General features: G+C 61.1%; 19 protein-coding genes. 11 read left to right on the top strand and 8 right to left on the bottom strand.

The features are described from left to right. The first annotated feature begins 45 nt into the window (after positions 1 to 45). The 7 genes from YY7_RS0123850 (at position 46) to YY7_RS0123825 (ending at position 3,835) form a co-directional block, all read left to right on the top strand. Positions 46 to 342: a hypothetical protein gene (locus YY7_RS0123850; RefSeq protein ID WP_028165440.1), complete on the top strand. Its 297-nt coding sequence runs from the start codon at positions 46 to 48 to the stop codon at positions 340 to 342. Beyond that, entirely contained in the window at positions 339 to 1,493 is a 1,155-nt protein-coding gene (locus tag YY7_RS0123845; protein WP_028165439.1) for a DNA-directed DNA polymerase, read from the top strand. The genes YY7_RS0123850 and YY7_RS0123845 overlap by 4 nt, the downstream gene beginning before the upstream one ends. Continuing rightward, positions 1,486 to 1,980 (top strand): hypothetical protein, encoded by a 495-nt coding sequence (locus tag YY7_RS0123840; RefSeq protein ID WP_028165438.1) that lies wholly within the window; start codon positions 1,486 to 1,488, stop codon positions 1,978 to 1,980. Before YY7_RS0123845 ends, YY7_RS0123840 begins: the two co-directional genes overlap by 8 nt. Continuing rightward, on the top strand, positions 1,967 to 2,176 hold the full coding sequence (locus YY7_RS0123835) for a hypothetical protein (protein WP_028165437.1): 210 nt from the start codon (positions 1,967 to 1,969) through the stop codon (positions 2,174 to 2,176). Before YY7_RS0123840 ends, YY7_RS0123835 begins: the two co-directional genes overlap by 14 nt. 107 nt (positions 2,177 to 2,283) lie before the next feature. Next, on the top strand, positions 2,284 to 2,460 hold the full coding sequence (locus YY7_RS60600; RefSeq protein ID WP_155255300.1) for a hypothetical protein: 177 nt from the start codon (positions 2,284 to 2,286) through the stop codon (positions 2,458 to 2,460). Beyond that, on the top strand, positions 2,457 to 2,780 hold the full coding sequence (locus YY7_RS65120; RefSeq protein ID WP_080663817.1) for a helix-turn-helix domain-containing protein: 324 nt from the start codon (positions 2,457 to 2,459) through the stop codon (positions 2,778 to 2,780). The genes YY7_RS60600 and YY7_RS65120 overlap by 4 nt, the downstream gene beginning before the upstream one ends. Next, on the top strand, positions 2,693 to 3,835 hold the full coding sequence (locus tag YY7_RS0123825) for a tyrosine-type recombinase/integrase (RefSeq protein ID WP_433994523.1): 1,143 nt from the start codon (positions 2,693 to 2,695) through the stop codon (positions 3,833 to 3,835). The genes YY7_RS65120 and YY7_RS0123825 overlap by 88 nt, the downstream gene beginning before the upstream one ends. Positions 3,836 to 3,860: 25 nt before the next feature. On the opposite strand, the gene YY7_RS0123820 is transcribed toward YY7_RS0123825, so the two are convergent. After that, complete coding sequence (locus tag YY7_RS0123820; protein ID WP_196237311.1) at positions 3,861 to 4,760, bottom strand: Abi family protein; 900 nt, start codon at positions 4,758 to 4,760, stop codon at positions 3,861 to 3,863. A 265-nt stretch (positions 4,761 to 5,025) separates the two neighbouring features. On the opposite strand from YY7_RS0123820, the gene YY7_RS0123815 reads away from it, so the two are divergent. Further along, entirely contained in the window at positions 5,026 to 5,388 is a 363-nt protein-coding gene (locus YY7_RS0123815; protein WP_155255299.1) for a hypothetical protein, read from the top strand. Between the two features lie 326 nt (positions 5,389 to 5,714). Here YY7_RS0123815 and YY7_RS0123810 read toward each other — a convergent pair whose 3' ends face one another. The 4 genes from YY7_RS0123810 to YY7_RS0123795 all read right to left on the bottom strand — a co-directional run bounded on the left by YY7_RS0123810 (position 5,715) and on the right by YY7_RS0123795 (position 10,639). After that, a complete protein-coding gene (locus YY7_RS0123810) occupies positions 5,715 to 7,991 on the bottom strand; it encodes a xanthine dehydrogenase family protein molybdopterin-binding subunit (RefSeq protein WP_035690683.1) in 2,277 nt (758 codons plus the stop codon). Positions 7,992 to 8,002: 11 nt separating this feature from the next. Beyond that, on the bottom strand, positions 8,003 to 8,989 hold the full coding sequence (locus YY7_RS0123805) for an FAD binding domain-containing protein (RefSeq protein ID WP_028165432.1): 987 nt from the start codon (positions 8,987 to 8,989) through the stop codon (positions 8,003 to 8,005). A 3-nt stretch (positions 8,990 to 8,992) separates the two neighbouring features. Further along, the gene (locus YY7_RS0123800; RefSeq protein WP_028165431.1) at positions 8,993 to 9,664 is read right to left on the bottom strand and encodes a 2Fe-2S iron-sulfur cluster-binding protein; all 672 of its coding nucleotides are present in this window, start codon (positions 9,662 to 9,664) and stop codon (positions 8,993 to 8,995) included. A 96-nt stretch (positions 9,665 to 9,760) separates the two neighbouring features. Beyond that, positions 9,761 to 10,639, bottom strand: coding sequence for an AraC family transcriptional regulator (locus YY7_RS0123795; protein WP_028165430.1), 879 nt, complete (start codon positions 10,637 to 10,639; stop codon positions 9,761 to 9,763). A gap of 698 nt (positions 10,640 to 11,337) precedes the next feature. On the opposite strand from YY7_RS0123795, the gene YY7_RS0123785 reads away from it, so the two are divergent. Together YY7_RS0123785 and YY7_RS52550 are read left to right on the top strand one after the other, a co-directional pair. Continuing rightward, positions 11,338 to 12,057, top strand: a complete 720-nt coding sequence (locus YY7_RS0123785; protein WP_028165428.1) for a response regulator — start codon at positions 11,338 to 11,340, stop codon at positions 12,055 to 12,057. Further along, positions 12,054 to 13,589 (top strand): sensor histidine kinase, encoded by a 1,536-nt coding sequence (locus tag YY7_RS52550; RefSeq protein WP_080663815.1) that lies wholly within the window; start codon positions 12,054 to 12,056, stop codon positions 13,587 to 13,589. Before YY7_RS0123785 ends, YY7_RS52550 begins: the two co-directional genes overlap by 4 nt. Before the next feature lie 73 nt (positions 13,590 to 13,662). On the opposite strand, the gene YY7_RS0123775 is transcribed toward YY7_RS52550, so the two are convergent. The 3 genes from YY7_RS0123775 to YY7_RS52545 all read right to left on the bottom strand — a co-directional run bounded on the left by YY7_RS0123775 (position 13,663) and on the right by YY7_RS52545 (position 18,390). Next, the gene (locus YY7_RS0123775) at positions 13,663 to 14,127 is read right to left on the bottom strand and encodes a HEAT repeat domain-containing protein (RefSeq protein WP_028165427.1); all 465 of its coding nucleotides are present in this window, start codon (positions 14,125 to 14,127) and stop codon (positions 13,663 to 13,665) included. Between the two features lie 13 nt (positions 14,128 to 14,140). Continuing rightward, on the bottom strand, positions 14,141 to 15,961 hold the full coding sequence (locus tag YY7_RS0123770; RefSeq protein ID WP_028165426.1) for a glycoside hydrolase family 15 protein: 1,821 nt from the start codon (positions 15,959 to 15,961) through the stop codon (positions 14,141 to 14,143). Between the two features lie 101 nt (positions 15,962 to 16,062). Then, the gene (locus YY7_RS52545; RefSeq protein WP_349642672.1) at positions 16,063 to 18,390 is read right to left on the bottom strand and encodes an amylo-alpha-1,6-glucosidase; all 2,328 of its coding nucleotides are present in this window, start codon (positions 18,388 to 18,390) and stop codon (positions 16,063 to 16,065) included. A 308-nt stretch (positions 18,391 to 18,698) separates the two neighbouring features. Here YY7_RS52545 and YY7_RS0123760 point away from each other — a divergent pair, with 308 nt between their 5' ends. After that, entirely contained in the window at positions 18,699 to 19,319 is a 621-nt protein-coding gene (locus YY7_RS0123760; RefSeq protein WP_028165425.1) for a histidine phosphatase family protein, read from the top strand. The last annotated feature ends 80 nt before the right edge of the window (positions 19,320 to 19,399 follow it).

The following is a 19,399-nucleotide window of genomic DNA, read 5'->3' as shown; positions in this document are numbered from 1 at the left end:
AGCGGCGACTGCAGCGCTGCCAATCCGCCGGTGTCCGAGTGTCCGATGCGCGGCGGCTCCGTGAAGCCGAGCTTGTCCTATGCGGACTACCTCGCTCTTCTGCGCGCATACACCGCCCTGAGCGAAGGCGACTCGATGATTGCTCGCCGCCATCTCGCGACGCTCGAAGATGTCGCGATCCGTGACGAGATCGACGCGGTGATCCGCGCCGCTCAGTACGACGACGCGATGCACCGGCTGCATCTCTTCACCAACCCGAAATATCCGACCGTTGACGACTGCAAGGCGCACGTCGGCAACCCCCATCATTTCCATACGGCCAAGCAAGGGAGCCTTCTGTGAAATTCAAGATCAATCGCGACACTCTCGCTGACATTGTAGCGCGTGGCGTTTCCAGCGCACCGAAGAACTCGCCTGCCGTGATCGCGAATAACGCGCGGATCATCGTGCAGGACGGCGCGATCTCCATTGCCACCACCGACTTCGAGATGATGGTCGAAGCGACCGGCCCGTGTGAAGTGGAGGCCAGCGGCGCGACCACCGTCGATGCAATGAAGCTCAAGGCCGTCGTGGACCGTCTGCGGAAGGGCGTCGATGTCTCTGTGAGCGTGGACCCGACGAAGTATGAGTTGATCGTCAAGGCGGGGCGATCGCGCACCACCTTCCCGACGCTCGCCGCAGAAGACTGGCCTGCTCGCGAATACACGATGGACGGCGCGCAGTTCGCCATCGAAGGCGCTGATCTCGTCCGGCTGTTCGGCCACACCGCCCAGGCGCTTGCCAGCATTCCGAACTCGCCGATGGCAGGCGTCTTCCTGCATGTCGCCGAGAACGGCAAGCGCCTGGCCGCCGTTGGCACCACCGGCACGATCCTGTTCAAGGCGACGGTTCCTGCGCCCGATGGTGCCGACGACATGCCGCTGAACGACAACCGCCCCGGCGTGATCCTCTCGTCTGAGACGGTCAACTCCGTGCTGCGTCTCTTCCGCAGCGCCGACGTAGTGAATGTCGTCGTCAACTCAAGCTCGATCTTCTTCTACACCGACGCGACTCGTTTCTGCTCTTCGTTGCTGGTCGGCACGTATCCGAACTACCTGCCGCTCGTCTCGAACCCGGTGTCGGAGAACATCGTCGTCAGCCGCGAGTCGTGTGCGAACACCGTCGCGCTGCTCGAAACCTTCGCATCGAAGGAATTGGGCCATCGCTTGCAGTGCGCCGGTTCGGAAGACGGCTTTGTGATCGCGGTCGGCAGCCAGACCGGCGGCAGCGTGGACGTGGTCGAGGCCACGATCAACGGCGAGATCGACGCCTTTGGAATCAACGGACAGTTCATGAAGACGATGCTGAACTCGTTCCGTGCGAGCAGCATCGCGCTCCATCCCGATCATCGCAACCGCCGTATCCTGTTCCAGGCTGACGATGAACATCTGACCGGCGTCATCGCCATGATGAATATCGCCACCGATCTCGCATCGGGGCCGAAGCATGAATAGTCGCACCCGCGACCGCGCGTCCCGGCGCACGGTCACGATGCCTGAGCGCGTCGGCCCTCATGTGAAGTTGGTCTTCGCAGAGATGGCGCGTCTACGCATCACCTATGACGAGACCGAAGAAGGCTCTGGCGTTCGCCGCGCGTCGATCAAGGCGTGGCGTCGCAAGAACAAGCCGGGTCTTGAGTCGCTCGAAGCGGTGCTCGGCTTTCTCGGATGGGACTTCGTCGCGGTGCCGCGTGCGAAGGTTTTGCCAGACGAAATCCGCGAAGAGCTTCAGCCCATCGCCGACAAGCTCGGGCTGACCATGCCGCAGACGATCACGGCGCTGATCGAGATCGTCACCGGCATCCACGAACGCTTCCCCTTCCTGCGCGATCCGACCGCGATCCGGCCGGTGCGCTTCAAGAGCAAGCGAAAAGAACGACCGACCATCCACCCCGATCAACACTCGCTCTTGCAGGATTGCCAGACCCATGTCGCTCACTGACATCAACGACATCACCACGCAGCGAATGATCGAAGCCGCCAGAGCGCGCGGCGCAAAGCCGGACGTTGAGTCCGTTGCGCTCGCTCTGCTCGACGCTCGCTTCCGCGGCTTCGAGATCAATATGCGCATGGATGCCGTGATCGCTGCCGTGCGCGGCGTCAACAGCAACGTCACGGTCGAGCACGCCTACGCCTGACATCACCAATCATTGCCGCATCGGCCCTTGCATCCGGCCGTAAACCGGCTTAAAACCGGGTTATCCGTCGTCGGTCCGTGGCAATCCCAATGATCCCGCGAGAGACAATGAGCACCGCACTATCGCAACCGAGCGACGCGAAACACAAGGCCGCATTGAGAGACGAACTTCGTCGGCGCGCCGTCGATCCCGAGTTTAAGGAAGAGCGCCGCGAGCGGATTGCTGCGAAGCAAGCCAAGCGCATGCGCAACGTCGTCGTCGTGCTCAAGGTGAAGCGAGCATGAAGGCGGCGAACGACAACGTGCCGCTCGGCACCATCTCGACCGCCGCCGAAGTGATGGTGCGTCTGCGTGTGTCGCGCAAGACGCTCTATGCCTTGGTGGCGAAGCATCTGCCCGGCGCTGCTCGCGTCGGGCGCGACTACCGCTTCGAGGAAGCGGACATCCTGACTATCTGGCGTGGAATGAAGTCATGCGTCTCTATCTCTGGCAACGAACCCCCGGCAAATCGAACTGGATCATCCGGGGCACGGACGACAAAGGGCAAGAGGTCTACGAGTCTACAAAAACTACTGACAAAAAAACGGCCGAAGCGCTCCGCATAAAACGAGAGGGCCGCCTTCTCGCGGAGGTCGTTCACGGCAAGCAGGCCGTGGTGACATTCCATGAGGCCGTCGAGTCGTACCTTGCCAACGGCGGCTCGCCGCGCTTCCTTGGTACGTTCGACGAAGAGACCAGCCAATGGTCCGGCCTGATGAAGGAGCTTGAAGGCGTCCTTCTGAAGGACATCACTCAAGACAAGATGAACGGGATCGCGAAGACGCTTTATCCCAATTGTCAATACGACACGATCAACCGCCAGCTATGGACACCGTTTATTGCGATCTGGCGTAACGCCTGCCGGGCAGAGTGGGCCACACCGAAGCTATGGGTGCGCGCGAAGAAGCCGAAGGGGACTAATGTCCTCTCGATCAAGGCGAAGCGCGTCGGCTCCTATCCGGTCGATTACGGCACCGGCTGGCGCTTCGTGCAGGGCTTGGGCGTCGCCAACCAGATCATCATGACAATCCTGTTTTACACCGGATTGCGTCCCATCGAGCTTTTCGTGATGGAGACCGCCCAGGTCAACGTGCCCGGCCGGTGGATCACGATCCCCAAGTCCAAGATCGGCGAGCCGCGCGGCGTCCCGATCCATGAGGCCCTAGTTCCGTTGCTGAGCGACTTGGTCGAGAACCGGCCGGGTAAGTTGGTCCGCACATGGGACGGCGCTCCCTTCACGGTCTATGACGACAACGGCGGTCAGATGAAGAAGGCCATCGCCGCCGCCCGGCTGCGGACCCATATCTTCGACGTGGCCCCATACACCGCCCGGCACTCGGTCTCGACCCAGCTAGTCGTGAACGGGGTCCATCCGCACATTAAAGATCAGATCATGGGCCACGCGGCGGACGACATGAGCCGCCTCTATACCAGCGTGCCGCAACCCAAGCTGATCGAGGCGATCAACACCCTTCCGACCTCCCCCGATTGGCTCGACGCCGATTGGATGAAGTCGCCGGTCGCGCTGACCCCCCGCCGGGCCAAGACCCTGAAGAAGGCCGAGCGCGAAGCGGGGCAGCAAGCCTTGCAGGCATGGCTGAAGCGCCGGACGGCGGCATGAACCCGAGATATCCGAAAGCCAGGACTCAAGCGCGTTGCCAAAAAGTCTGTTCGGTCCAATCTTTAGGGAAACCCATCAGACCAATATCAACTGGCGCATCTCCAATTGTTTGCATCAAGCGCTCTGACCATCGTGATCCGTCAGCAATGCGTTCCATCATGTGATGGATTATTGCGCACAATACGTACAGTTTGTCCTGAGAAGCGGCGGGCCAAACACCTCTGTAGTTCTTGGGTATCTTAGGCCAAATTGTAAACGATCGATTCCAAACTCGACCATGATGGGCACAGACGTTGCGGGCAGTCGAGAGAACATGAAGCCAATTTTCGAGCACGTCGTGCTGTAGGTTGAACGCTTGAGATACCTTTTGACGAAGATGCCCCTTCATCAGCTTGTAGATTTTCGAGACTGCGCCAAACGAAAGTGCCTCCATCAGCATCCAACAAGGCGGGTGCGGGTCTGAGTATTTCGCACAAAAGCTTGCGATGAAAACATGCTGGTTCTTGGCGGGGTCGTTGCCCAAGCAGTCTAGGATAAGCGTCTCAATTTCAGTGTGCCGCCCGCGATCGAAGTTCTTTGCGTCGCTGAGCCACATAGCGCCTTCGGTAGTTGCGCCCACATTGTTCATTGTTGATTTGATGGAAATCTCTATTCGCTCAAGCGCATCAAGTAACAGAACTCGCAGTTTCCGATCGAACACATACAGGTCTAAGGCATTCTGAAATTTCGTGCCGTCTACGAATTTCTCGTTAGCCGGATCAGTAGGATCTACGAAAAAGCGAAGATAGCCACTCAGCCGAAAGTAGCCGATGAAATTGAGGTAGTGCTCGACATGAGCTTCATCTTCAACCAATAAGCCTCGCCCGCTTAAAAGCTCTCGCTGTGCTGGAATTGATAGGGGCGGCTTGTCGAATGCTGGCTTCAAGATAGAATTGCAAATTTGGGCAAAAAAAACCCCCCTGAGGCGCTTCTTCGAGAGGCGTGGGAGGCGTTGTTGAGGCGCATATTGCCTCTCACTCCCTAATTTGCAACAAGCGACAGACCAGTTCCTTGTGTTAAATTTTAGCAACCCGCACTTGCGGTTGCTAACTTGTTTTTTGGAACTTGTCAAGGGGCGGAAACCCCGCTATTTAGCGTCACCCCGTTGTTGCAATAAAAAGTTTTGAAACATGACAGCAAGGTCCGATTTGGTGGCCAAGTTGCAGTCCGAAATTCGCGGTATCGAGGTAAGGATATCAGAACTGGAAGCTGAGAAACACGCGCTCATGAGGATTTTAGAGCGGACAAAAAGCGAAATTTTCTCGGGTATTAGTGCAACGCGAAAAAACAGCTACAGCAAAATCGTAGTTGAACAAGAAATCCTCCAAGCGTTGCGACATCGAGGCGGACCCGTCTCCTCGGCAGACCTTCTCGCGCAGGCCCGGACTGTAAAATACAATCTCAAGCCGGTGACATTCCGCACCCACCTTCATCGGCTGAAAGCAAAGGGACTGATCGTCAATTCCGACGAAAAAGGGCGAGGGCACTGGTCCCTTGTTCCTAAGAAGGACTAACCCTTGCGAACGAAAGCCGCGCGGCGTGCAAAATCCGTGCACCCCATCTTTTAGAGGCAACAAATATCAGATAGATCAATACTTTACATAGGGCGCCCGCAGCCTTCACACGGGAGAGGTCCAAGGTTCGATCCCTTGTGCGTCCACCATTAGCCTTTTAAAAGTCAACGACTTAGCGGACTAGTTCCCTAACGATGTACCCCAAGAGAGCTCGGGTACAATAGGGGCACGTCGGTATGGCGCGGTTGCCCAGAATCGCTCCGCCACGATATGATTTGCCGGCAAAATCAATGCCTGTTCCGACGAATATATAGTTCAAGCGGAGTTCAGCCGACGGGTAGTTCGGGAAAGATCTTGTCGAGCGTAATCGGAAAGTCGCGGACACGCACACCGGTAGCGTTATAGATCGCGTTTGCGACTGCAGCTCCTGACCCGCAGTTGCCGAGCTCGCCGATGCCCTTGGCGCCAAGCGGATTGCCCTTGTCGTCCTCCTCGGGAAGGAAGACGGCTTCGACGCCTGGAACATCGGCATGCACGGGCACATGGTACTCGGCGAGATCGCGGTTGACGAAATGACCATGGCGAGGATCGAGCACGGTCTCTTCCATCAGCGCTGCCCCAACGCCCCAGATCATGCCGCCGATCATTTGCGAACGCGCCGTCTTCGGATTGAGGATGCGCCCGGCGGCGAAGACGCCAAGCATGCGCCGCAGCCGTGGTTCGCCGGTGTCGATATCGACCGCGACCTCGGCAAAATGCGCGCCGAACGCATGCTGGGAATAGGTGCGATAGGTTTCGCCGCGGGCCGCAGAACCCTCGGCCATTAATCCGTCCGGTGCGATCCGCTCCAGAAGACTGCCGAGGCTTTCCGAGCGTGAGCCGAGGTGGAGTTTGCCGCCCTCGAAACGAGCTTCCGAAATGTTCGCGCCACGCAAGGGTGAACGCTCGTGTGATGCGGCTGCGGACGCGATCTGCTCCCGCAATATCAGACAGGCATTGTGAACCGCCGTGCTCGAACTCGATGCGCCCCACGAGCCGCCCGAACCGGCGGTGCGCGGCAGGCTGCTGTCGCCGAGTTCGACCTTGACGGCCGAGAGCGGTACGCCCAGCCGCTCGGCCGCGACTTGCGCCAGGATCGTATATGTGCCGGTACCGATATCAGTCATGTCAGCCTGCACCGTGACCTGCCCCCGCGCATCGATGGCGACGCGTGCTGAGCCCGGTCCGAGATAATTGGCGCGGATCGCGGCTGCCATGCCATAGCCGATCAGCTTGCGGCCTTCCCGACGGCTGCCGGGCTTCACCGGGCGATCACGCCAGCCGAAGCGCTCGGCCCCATCGCGCATGCACGCGATCAGGTTTCGGCTGGAGAAGGCCACGTTGCGCTCCGGATCGCGCTCCGGCTCGTTGCGGATGCGTAATTCGATCGGATCGAGGCCGAGCTGTTCGGCAAGTTCGTCCATTGCGCATTCAAGCGCGAGCAGGCCGGATGCTTCGCCAGGTGCCCGCATCCATTCACCACGATTTGTGTCGAGGCGTACAAGGCGATGCATCGTACGGCGGTTCGCCGCTGCGTAGAGCGCCCGCGTCGGCACCGCGCTCTGCTCGGTGAACTCCTCGAAACGGGATGTCGAGGAGGTGACCTCATGCTCGATCGCGGTCAGGCGGCCATCGCGGTCCGCGCCGAGCCTGATCCGCTGTTTCATTGCCGGGCGATGGCCGGCATTGGCGAACATTTGCTGTCGCGTCAGAGCGACCCTAACCGGCCGGCCAAGAACGCGCGCGGCCAGTGCGGCGCAGACCGTCTCTGGATGAACGATCAACTTGGAACCGAAGCCGCCGCCGATGAAGGGGCTGATGACCCTGACATTCTGCGGCGAGATGCGCAGCGTATTGGCCAAGCCGGCCTGGATATTCGCCAGCGTCTGCGCCGAAGTATGGACGGTCAGTCGGTCCCCATCCCATTCGGCGATGGCCGCATGCGGCTCCATCGGATTATGGCTTTCGAACGGCGTCGCATAAACGGCGTCGAGCTTGACCGGCGCCTCGGCGAAAGCGCGGTCAAAGTCGCCAAGTATCGAGTCCGTGGGAAAGCCGGCATTGGTACGTTCGGGCCGGTAGATTTCGGCATTCGGCGCTGCGGCGTCGAACGCGCCCGGTTCGCTCGCATAGCGCAGCCTGATCAGCCTCGCTGCCCCTCGCGCCTCCTCGAAGGTCTCGGCGACGACCAGCGCGACCGGCTCATCATGATAGCGGATGCGCTCGCTCGCCAGCACCGGGCGGGCCCGCGTGAACACCTCCGGCACAGTTGGCGTGACAGCCGGACCGAAGGCCGCTTGGCTCGGTGCGTTCCTGTGCGTCATCACCAGGATGACGCCAGGTGCGCGCTCGGCGTCGCCGGTATCGATTTCGAGGATACGTCCCTTGGCGATGCTCGCACCGAGGATGTAGCCAAAGGCCGCCGCGCGATCGAGCCTGTGCTCGTAGGCGTAGCGTGCCCTCCCCGTGACCTTCAGCGCTCCGTCGATACGGTCCACGGGCTGGCCGATTGCCGTGGCAGCGCCGGGGCGCGATGTCGTCTGAACGATGTAATCTTTAGCCATCGTCTTATGCCTCAAACGTCTTGGGCGGCTTCAGCGAGCGTCCGGCGCAACGTGCGCCGCGCCAGCTCGATCTTGAAGGCGGCGTGGCCTTCGGCGCGCGCGCCGGAAAGAGCCGCATCGGCGGCCGCAGCGCAGATCTCGTCGCCCGCGGCCCGCCCGGCAAGCGCACGTTCGCCTTCGGCAGAGTGCCAAGGCTTGGGTGCAACGCCGCCCATTGCGATGCGCGCGCTGCGGATGCGTCCGGCGGCGACGTCGACAATTGCCGCGACCGAGACCAGGGCGAAAGCATAGGACGCGCGGTCGCGGACCTTGCGGTAGAGCTGCCGACCCGGCGGCGGTGGCGGCAAGATCACAGCGGTAATCATCTCGCCGGCGGCGAGCGTGGTCTCGATGTGCGGCGTCGTTCCCGGCAGGCGGTGCAGTTCGCCAAGCGGAAAGGCGCGTGTTCGGCCGTCGGATTGTATCGTCTCGACGCGCGCATCGAGCGCGGTCATGGCCACCGCCATGTCCGATGGGTGGACCGCGATGCAGGCCTCGCTGGCGCCGAGGATCGCGTGAAGCCGGTTGAAGCCGCCGCGCGCGCTGCAGCCCGAGCCGGGGTCGCGCTTGTTGCACGGCATGCCGCGTTCATAGAAATACGGGCAACGCGTACGTTGCAGCAGATTGCCGGCAGTACTGGCCTTGTTGCGGAGCTGGGCGGAGGCACCCGAGAGGAGCGCCTGCGAAAGCAGCGGATAGCGCCTTCTCACCCGCATGTCGGCCGCGAGATCGCTATTGGGAACCTGTGCCCCGATACGCAGGCCGCCTTCCGGCGTCTCCTCGATCAAGCGCAGTGGCAGGCGGTTAATATCGACGAGATGTATCGGCTGCTCGATCTCCAGCTTCATCAGGTCGATGAGATTGGTGCCGCCGGCGATGAATTTTGTACCGGGACGCGCGGCCACCGCGGCGGCCGCCTCGCGCAGGCCGGCTGCACGTTCATAGGTGAACGGCTTCATCGTTCAGGTCCTCCCGGCGACATCGCGAATGGCCGCGACAATGTTGGGATAGGCGGCGCAACGGCAGAGATTGCCGCTCATGCGCTCGCGAATTTCCGCATCGCTCAGCGTGGTCTGCGCAACAAGATCGCCCGTGACATGGCTCGGCCAGCCGTCCTTGGCTTCGTTCAGCATGCCGACGGCCGAGCAGATCTGGCCCGGCGTGCAATAACCGCACTGGAAGCCGTCGCGCGCGATGAACGCGGCCTGCATCGGATGCAGCGCCTCGCCCTGCGCCAACCCTTCGACTGTCGTGATCTCGTCGCCTTGGTGCATGATCGCAAGCGTCAAGCACGAGTTCATCCGCCTGCCGTTGATCAGGACCGTACAGGCGCCGCACTGACCGTGGTCGCAGCCCTTTTTGGACCCGGTCAGACCAAGCTGGTGGCGCAGCGCATCGAGCAGCGTGGTGCGCGGATCGAGTTCGAGCGAAGTCTGGCTGGCGTTGATGATCAAACTTACGGGGAGCTTCGTCGTTCCGCTTGCGGGCTCGAGAAGACTGCTAGACTGAGCAACCGTCGGCACAGCGTCGGCGATCCCGACAGTGAGCAGCGCCGTCGCTGCCGCGGCCCCCTGTATCACGGTCCTTCGTGTCGGCCCGTCATCGGTCGGGCGTCGGTCCTTGCAGTCGGCCATGTCGAGCTCGCTCCCTTGCGCATCCGGTGCTTGCTCGGCGCAAGATAGGTGCGCCGCTTCGGGCGTTCTTTCACGATTCCGGCGCTCTTACAGGATTCAGGAAAAAAGCTGTTGTCGGTAGGCTCGGGGCGTCATGCCTCGCTCGCGTTTGAATGCCGTGGTGAAATGGCTCTGGCTGGAGAAACCCAGTCTGGCCGCGATCAGCGCAAGTTCGTGGTCGGGATTCGCAAGAAGCTGCTCGGCGCGGCGAATCCGCCGTTCGATCACAAAGGCATAGGGAGCCATTCCGGTCGCCGTCCTGAAGCGGCGCGCGAAGGAATCGATCTCCATGTCTGCGATCGCCGCGAGATCGCTCAGCCTGATCTCCCGGCCGAGGTGCTCCTCGACATACTCCTCAATCCTGCGGAGCGTCGCCTTGCCGAGCGCGCCATGTGCGCTTGGACGGGTTTTGCCACCGTCGAGCGCCATGACCCGATGCATCGCAATGGCGGCGAGATGCTCGACATAGGCAGTGTCCGGCTTGCTGCCGAATGCAACGTCGTTATGCAGCGCCGTCAGCAGCGCGGCGATAACCGCATCGGCGCGATTGACCAATATTGGTAACGTCTCCGCCGAACGCTCGCATCCGAACCGACCGTGATCGAGCCAAAGGGCGGAGTAGACGAGATCCGGCTCGCAATAACTGCCGGAGCGCTCGACACCTGCGGGGATGAAGGAGAGCGCGCCCGGCCTGTCCCGGCCATCATAGACGAGTTCGCCGGAGCACGAAATCCGCGTTCGCGCGGTCTTGCCTGTATGGGTCAGCACGATCAGATGCGAGGGCGCTGTCCAAGTCAGCTCGGCTTCCCGGCAGGACCAGCGGCGATGGTCGAACACGATTGCACCATCAAGCCATGAGCATGTATCCGGTGGCCCCGATCCGGTCTCATCTGTGACGCGGAGTTCCCCCTCTCCGATCATCGGGGTCAAAGCCATGGCAGGTACCTTTCCTTGATCAACTCAATTCGCTTGATCTCATCGAAGCGGCCAAAGTGAATTCGGACACTTCCGCATACGAATTTGAGATCTCGCTCGGACGTCAAACGGTCGTCCTCCGTCACGAGGCGTGAAATGACTGTGCTATTTGCGCCATACGTCAGATCAAGTGGCGTCGTCGAGGTAGACGCATTCCGCAACACGAAGACGAGCAACCAACTTATCCGAAATGCGGATCTGCCAGAAATCGGTCCCTTCCGTGTGGGGTAGTCTTCATCGCTCTCGGCTGACGAGCCCCTCGGACTTTCGGGAACTATCCTGCCAAAAACAGCATCGATCGCAACGCACATGCAGCGCTCCTGACTTGTCGAACGTGCGCACGATGGGATCTGGATGTCGCAGAACTTTGCCGACCATTACCGGCAATTGTCGCGATCTGTCTCAGGAACGCCGCACTGCATAGTTCGCGACAAGTTGGAGCCGTGCTTCTGTCCACTCCTCTTCAATCACCTTGCTTTCAATACGGTTTCGCGGAGCTGCATCAAAGTCCTATGCCATACGGCTTTGCGACAAAGTGGCTCACCGGGACCGGATACTGCGACTGCTTGTACTCAACCCTACGCGACCGATACATTCTGTTACACTTTTCCGGTGGGTTGGGCGCTGGACTTCGGTATGATGTGGAACGGAGCAACTGGATGGACTCGGCACCGCACATCGCCGTCGTGGATGATCATCGCGACATCCGCGATCTCGTCGGCAAATATTTGATGCAACATGGCTACCGCATCAGCCTTGCGGAGAGCGCCGCCGCACTTCGCCGTCTGCTCGAACGAAGTGCTTTTGACCTGGTGGTTCTCGACGTCATGATGCCGGGCGAGGACGGATTGTCTCTCTGCCGCCATCTCCGCAGTACCACGGACCTCCCCGTTATCCTGTTGACTGCCATGGTGGAGCAGACCGATCGGATCGTCGGGCTCGAAATGGGCGCCGATGACTATGTTTGCAAGCCGTTCAATCCCCGCGAACTCCTCGCCCGTATCAAAGCAGTGCTTCGCCGTGTCCAAAGCCTGCCGCCGCAGAAAGGCCGGCTCGCGACCAAGATCGTACGTTTCGATCGATGGACTTTTGACGTCAGCCGGCGCGAGCTGGTGGGTCACGATGGCATTGCTGTCCCGCTCAGCACGGCAGAGTTTCGGCTGCTGTGCGCCTTTCTCGATCATCCCGGCCTGGTGCTCAGCCGCAATCAGCTCCTCGACCTGACGGTCGGCCGAGATGCCGATCCGTTCGATCGGAGCATCGACAATCAGGTCAGTCGTTTGCGGAAGAAGATCGAGGCCGACCCGAAGGTACCAGCGTTGATCAAGACCCACTGGGGCGGTGGATACAGCCTCGTTGCGCAGGTCGAGCAGCCATGATGGGGTTATGGAAGCGCAGCCTGGCGGCCCGCTTCATCTGCTTCACGCTGCTGTCGCTGATGCTGTCGCAAGCGGTTGTGTTCTTCATTTCCTGGGATGAGCACGGGCAGACGATCCGGAAGGCCGCCAAGGGCGAGATATTCAGCCGGTGCGCCTCGCTTGCCCGGGTCTTGGAGGCGACGCCTCCAGCGCTTCAGTCGGATATCCTGAACGCCAGCAACACCAGTTCAGCGAGATATTGGATATCGACCAACGGCCTGAAGGATGCCCCCGCCTGGCGAGAGGAGGCGTGGGAGCGTTTGGCACAACCGTTGCCACGCGTATCCTTCCCCGGCCACAGCGCGCCCGTCGAGGTGAGACCGGATTTCGTCCGAAATTCGGCCAGCAGTAGCAGCGCCACCTCCTCGCAATGGATCGATCTAAAGCCGGAAGCTTGGCCGCTGTCCCGGCCGGCGAAATTTCTCTATCTCGATAACGCCACCGGCATGGGTTTGGCCGTGCAGCTGGCGGACGGCGCATGGCTGAACACTGCATTTGCCAAACCCGCGCAAGACGGGTTCTGGACCTCCCAATCCACCGTCACGCTCGGCCTGTCGGCGTTGTTGTTGTCGATCATTGCCGTATTCGCCGCACGCGGCATCGCGCAACCGCTGCGTCGCCTGGCGGTAGCGGCTGAAGCCCTTGGCCGCGGCCAGGAGATCGTACCGCTGCCGGAGACCGGCCCCGACGATATCCGGCGTACCGCCGAGGCATTCAATCGCATGCAGGCGCGCCTGCATCGTTTCGTCGACGATCGAACCAGAATGCTGGCCGCCATCGGCCATGATCTGCGCACACCTCTGACCTCACTCCGTCTGCGTGCAGAGTTCGTGCCCGATCAGGAAGTGCGGGAGAAAATGCTCTCCACGATTACAGAGATCCAGACGATGACGGAAGCAACCCTCGCATTCGTCCGCGAGGATGCGACCGCAGAAGCCACCCGTACGGTGGACCTCTCAGCCCTTGTGGAAAGTCTTTGCGACGATCTCGCCGAACTCGGCTACGATGTTTCGTTCTCGGAGGGGACGAAGATCAGCTATAGCTGCCGACCAGACGCGCTGCGCCGCGCGTGCCGCAACCTCGTCGAAAATGCCATCCGTTATGGCGAGCGGGCGCGGGTCAGCGTGGAGAGGCGAGCGGATAGCATCGAAATCATCGTCTCCGATGATGGCCCCGGTATTCCGGACAACGCCAAGGAGCAGGTCTTTACGCCTTTCTTTCGGATGGAGAATTCGCGGAATCGCGAAACTGGAGGCGTCGGTCTTGGTCTTTCCATTGCGCGGACCATCGTCCGCCACCATGGCGGCGATATCACATTGATCAATCAGCAGAAGGGACTGCGCGCGGCCATCAGCCTGCCACCGCTGGATAGCGGAGCTCCTCCCAACAGCGGACCTCCTCCCATCGGGGTCCGGGTCGCGGCCGCAGGAGTGAAGGACAATATCAACGCTCTCGAACCGGCAACCCGCAGCGTGAGCGTCTACCTCAAGTAAAATCCAAGCATTCCTCAAAAGAATCGCTGGAGGCGCGCGAACAAAATCCGCGCGAGGCGATGCCGCCCGAGGCTCAAGTGCACAGGGATTTCAGCTCCGGCGGCGGGGCGCCCTTCCCCTCAAGCATCCCCAGCGCTAGCGCTGCCTCCACCCGCACGCTCGGATCCTGATCATCCGCTAGCTGTCGGAGCGGCAGAATGGCTTGTTCGATCCCCGGGAAGGCCGGACCGAGGCGTCCGAGGTGCCAGGCCGCGAGGCTGCGGACGAAGGCAAGCTCATTGCCCAACTCCGCGATGAGGACGGTGACCGGCGCTCCCCCCGGCGGCTCCACCCGGGCGAGTGCCGCCGCCGCCCAGACGCGCACGAACCCAACCGGGTCCTGGAGGGCCGCAGCGAGGTCGGATACAGCCTCGGTTGCCGCGGGGCCGATCTCGCCCAGGGCATATGCGCCGAGGCGGCGCCGGAGCGGATCGCTGCTCGAAAGCTCCCTCACCCACTCTGGGACGGAAGTCCCTATGTAAGCGACCTGCGCGCTCATGGCCCGTCCCTACTCAAGGACCCACGCCGAGCCGGCGGTCCAGGTTGAATGCGGCGCTTATCAGCCCGATGTGAGTGAATGCCTGCGGGAAGTTGCCCAGTGCTTCGCCACACGGACCCGTCTCCTCCGCGTACAGACCGAGGTGATTGGCGTAGGTCAGCATCTTCTCGAAGATGAAGCGGGCCTCCTCGGCGCGGCCCGCCCGGGCCAGCGCTTCCACCAGCCAGAACGTACACATATTGAACGTCCCCTCGCTCCCGGTCAGACCGTCGCCGGCTCCTCTGCCGATCTCGTAGCGGTGTACCAGGCTGTCGGAGACCAGCTCCGCCATGGTCCGATCCAGCGTCCCACGCATGCGGGGGTCGGTCGGCGACAGGAAGAAGACGAGCGGCATGATCAGGTTGGATGCATCCACCGCGTTGGTGCCGAAGTGCTGCACGAAGGTCTGCCGCTCGGTGTCCCAGCCGCGCGTCATGATGGCCTCGTAGATGCGGTCGCGTTCCACAGCCAGGTGGGTGCGGTCCAGCGGCAGGCTCCGCTTCTGCGCAAGGCGGATCGCTCGGTCCAGCGCGACCCAGCACTGCACCTTGGAGTACACGAACTGCTGCCGCCCACCACGCACCTCCCAGATGCCATCGTCGGCTCGCTCCCAGTTGTTCGCCACCCAGTCCAGCATCTTGCGCAGGTGGCACCAGGAGTCATAGGCGATCGGCGTCCCATACTTGTCGTACAGGTAGACGGCGTCCATCAGCTCGCCATAGATGTCGAGCTGTAGCTGGCCGACAGCGGCATTGCCGACTCGCACCGGGCGTGAGCCGCGGTAGCCGTCGAGGTGGTCGAGGACCTCCTCGGGCAGCTCGTGTCCGCCGTCGATGCGATACATCGTCTGCAACGGCTCGCCCCGGGCGCCCTCGACGGCCCGCTGCTCCAACCAGGCCATGAACTGCTCTGCCTCCGACGTCAGCCCCAGGCGCAGGAAAGCGTAGTTTGTGAAAGCGGCGTCGCGCACCCACGTATAGCGATAGTCCCAGTTGCGCACCCCACCGATCTCTTCCGGCAGCCCGCAGGTCGGCGCCGCCACGATCGCGCCGGTCGGCGCGAACGTCAACAGCTTCAACACCAGCGCCGAGCGGTTGACCATCTCGCGCCAGCGACCTGAATAGTTGCACTTCCTCAGCCACTGCCGCCAAAAGGCCAAGGTCTGCGTCAGCGCTTCCGTGCCGACCAGCCGCGCCTCGAGCAGGACGCCGTCATGAACGCTGTCGTGGCCGTTCTCCTCCACCTGGCGGAGGATGAACGTGGTCGTCTCGCCGGGGTTGAGGACGAACTCGGCAGCGACGCCATCGCCCTGCCGACCAAGCGGGAAGCGGCTGACCAGCGAGACTTTCATGCCTTGCGCCTCGAAGATCGCTCCCCGGCCTTCCAGGACGACCTGGTGGGGCCGGCGGGCAAAGTCGAAAGCCGGCCGGCAGTCGAGCCGGAAGCGGACCGACCCGCGCACCGCCCGCACGACCCGGACGATCTGGTGGATCTTTCTGGTCTCGCGCGAGCCTTGGACCGGCATGAAGTCCACGACCTCACCGACGCCCTGGTCGCTAAGAAAGCGCGTCACCAGGACGTTGCTGTCAGGCATGTACATCTGTTTGTGCTGCGCCTCGTAGAGACTGGCGATGCGGAATGAGCCCCCTTTCTGGTCGTCGAGGATCGCCGCGAAGACGCTCGGCGAGTCGAAGTGCGGCAGGCAGCACCAGTCGATGGAGCCGTCGATGCCGACCAGGGCAACGGTGTGCAGGTCGCCGATGACGCCGTAGGACTCGATCGGCTTGTAGCCCATGATCTCGTCTCCTCCGCTCGCTTGACGCGGCAACGCCAAAATACTCGGAGGCGTTCCGCCGGCCGTGCCTTGCGTTGATTCGATGCGCATCGCACAGCGTTCTACGCTGAACGTGGAAATTCCAGCCGTGCACCGAAGGGCCTCCTTTGGACGGCTCCTGGAGCGCCTCGCAGGACCTCAAAGCGCGTCTCATCGCCATCGCGCCAGAAACGGATGTCGAATAGCCCTGTACCGAGACGCAGATCGAGTACAGTCAGATCGGGCAACCATTGCGGCAGAGATGGATCAACGTACAGCTTTCCCTTCGGAGCGTCCGGCGCGAACCCAAGTATCGCCTGCAGAAACGCGAAGACCGACCCCGCTGCCCAGGCCTGTGGGATGTTGGCGCCAAGATATTGAACGGGAAAGCTCCTTCGATCACGCTCGATCGTCGTATAGAGCTCCGGCAACTGATTGGACAGGAAGTGACTTCCAGCATCGCTGATATCGCGTGCGATCCTTGCTGCCTCTGCGTGAAATCCATATCGTTTAAAGCCGAGAGCGATAACGGCATTGTCGTGGGGCCAGACCGACCCGGTTTGGTAATTGTATGGGTTGAACGCTGGGTTCGAAGCGGACAGCGTGCGGATGCCCCAACCGCTCCACATGTCCGATGCCATGAGACGTTGCACGACCTTTCCGGCGCGTTCCTGTGGAACGATGCCTGACCACAAGCAATGGCCGGCATTGGAGGCAACCGTAAGGACCTTTTTCTTTTCACCATCCAGCGCCAGGGCGTAGAAACCCAACTCCTCATCCCAGAAGGTCTCGTTGAACCGTTTGAAAAGCACTGCGGCTTTGCTGCGCAGATCCGCGGCACGGCGTGTCTTGCCGAGTTCATCGAACACTTCCGCCATGCGCAGCCAGGCGTCATAGACATAGCCCTGCAACTCGCAGAGCGCCTTCGGTCCCTTGACAAGCGATCCGTCAGGATAAACCACACTGTCTCCGGAATCCTTCCAGCCCATATTCTCGTAGCCGACCGGAGAGCGGGTCTGATATTCCTGGAATCCATCGCCGTCGCTATCACCGTGCTTGTCTATCCAGGACAGGCATCCCTCCGCGGTCTCAAGATGCTGATCCAACAGCGCCTTGTCGCCCGTTGCCCGCCAGGCCGCATGTAGCGTGATGAGATAGAGCGGCGTCGCATCGGCCGTGCCGTAATATGGCGTGTGCGGGATCAGCTTGAAATGAGCGAGTTCTCCGTAGCGGATTTCATGCAGGATCTTTCCCGGCTCAGCGTCGCGGTAATCGTCCCGTTCCTTCGCCTGGAGCGCGCCCAGGATGTCGAGCGTTCCACGGGCGAAATCTGGATAGATCAGCATGTTCTGTAGCGACACGATCAAGCTGTCCCGGCCAAACGGAGCCACAAACCACGGCAAGCCGGCGGCAGGCAGGAACACCATGTGATCGGTGCCGGCGATCGGGAGCCGAAGCGCCGCCATGTCCTCCAGCGCCTGGCGATAAAGGCGGTAGAACTCCTCGTTACTGCAGCGGATCTTCAGTACCGATTGCAGCCAGTCCGAGAGCGCCTCGGCGTGGCGGGTTCGTTCATGGTTGTGCACACATGCGTCCGGTGCAGCGAAGTGTCGGTCGCCATCCTCCAACGCATAGAGCAAGCAGCAATGCCAGGCTTCGCCCGCCTCGAGGCTGATTTCGAAGCTCAGCCGGCCATTAGCGTACTCGATTTCGCTCTGGCGATGTACAGGAGCAACGGTTACCGCGCGGACGAAATCGCTGTTGCGATAGCATGTGCGAAGTTCCTGCTTCGCCGACGACCATGTCGTGGTGATCCGCCCGCGGCGCACAATATCGCCCGACTTCACCTCGAAAATGTCGGCGAAATCCGACCGTATCGCGATCTCGAGCTGGAAGCGTACCTGCTTCGTGCCGTGATTTGTAATGTCGAGATCTTCGTGCATCCCGCCATTGATATATCGGCTGATCACAAAACCGAGCGTGCGCGGCGGGATCAAGCCGCCGGCGGTCGGAATCCCGGTGTTCGTAAGATAAATTCGGGACGCATAGTGCGTGATGGAACCTCCATTGAGAAGATCCCAAGGTTCACCATTTGCGTAGACGGCCCAGCTGCTGACTACCCTTGTATCAAAGAAATAAAGTCCCTTTTCGGTTGGCCAGTTGATTTGTCCGTCTGGTTCGCTGACCAGAACTGTTTGCCCCTGATGGATCGAGATTTGATGCGGACCAACCTGAACCTTAAATGGCATAGGATGCTCCCGAATTCGGCCGCTTGGTGCCGCGATCACAACAATGGCAACAACAACGACCAGATGAGGCTGCAAGCTTCTCCCATAAGGCGGACGCATTGTTAAGGCAGAAGCATTACGCGTTTCGGTCTCATCTGCCAGCCGGATTTCGGTTTCCGACAAGAACGAACGATACCTTGTCTCCCCTCTGGCTCGGTGGGGATCTTATGTGCGCGCACGCGCTGGCTCAAAGAACTCAGGTCGCAATCGCAAATGCCTAATAGCGAATAGGTCAGCTCTTCAGACCTACATCCCTTTGGTGGCGAACTGTCGTAACGCTGGACGGCTGGTCGTTGCTTCTCCGAAGAAGTCGCGCTACCACTTGGTGGGTGCGGACGCGCCTTGATACGGCGTTGACGATAGAGATGCCTTGGTACGAAGTGTTCTTTCCGCCGCACGCGCCGGGAGGACGAAGCTGAAGGGGCGAGACCATGAGCGCCGTCCTTCCGATCATTTGCCTTGCAAGGCATGGCGAGACCGCCTGGAGTCTCTCAGGCCAGCATACCGGCCTCACAGATTTGCCTCTCACCGAGCGCGGCGAACTCAATGCGCAGAGTTTGGGCTCGCGGTTGCAGGGTTTCACTTTCGCAAAAGTGTTCACGAGCCCCCTGAAGCGAGCGGTCCGGACGTCTGAGTTGGCTGGCTTCGGCGTCGAAGCGAAACCCGACCGCGATCTAGTGGAATGGAATTACGGCCAATACGAGGGGCGTCGCACAAAGGAGATCCACGAAGAGCGTCCCGGCTGGCAATTGTTTCGCGACGGCTGTCCGGGAGGAGAAACACCCAATCAAGTCGGCGCCCGGGCCGACCGCATCGTGGAGCGCGTTCGCAACGTCCCTGGGAACGTGTTATTGTTCTCGAGCGGACATTTTCTGCGAGTTTTGGCGGCACGCTGGTTAGGTCTCGATGCGGAGGCCGGACGATTCTTCACGCTCGACACTGCAAGCCTGAGCATACTTGGGTACGAACACGATCGGTCAGAACCAGTGATCCGGCTGTGGAATGACACCAGACACGTCGAAGGTCGATTCGCACCAGCCTTTGCGCGTTGAGATTTAGAAGCGCCCGTCGGAGTAACATAATCTTGAATATGACCCGCGCGTGTTAGGCGCGCACGCTGAGCATATTGCAG

Origin of the sequence: Bradyrhizobium elkanii WSM2783, from assembly GCF_000472865.1 — a bacterium.
Lineage (GTDB): Bacteria > Pseudomonadota > Alphaproteobacteria > Rhizobiales > Xanthobacteraceae > Bradyrhizobium > Bradyrhizobium elkanii_A.
This window is presented reverse-complemented; position numbering and strand designations above follow the sequence as displayed.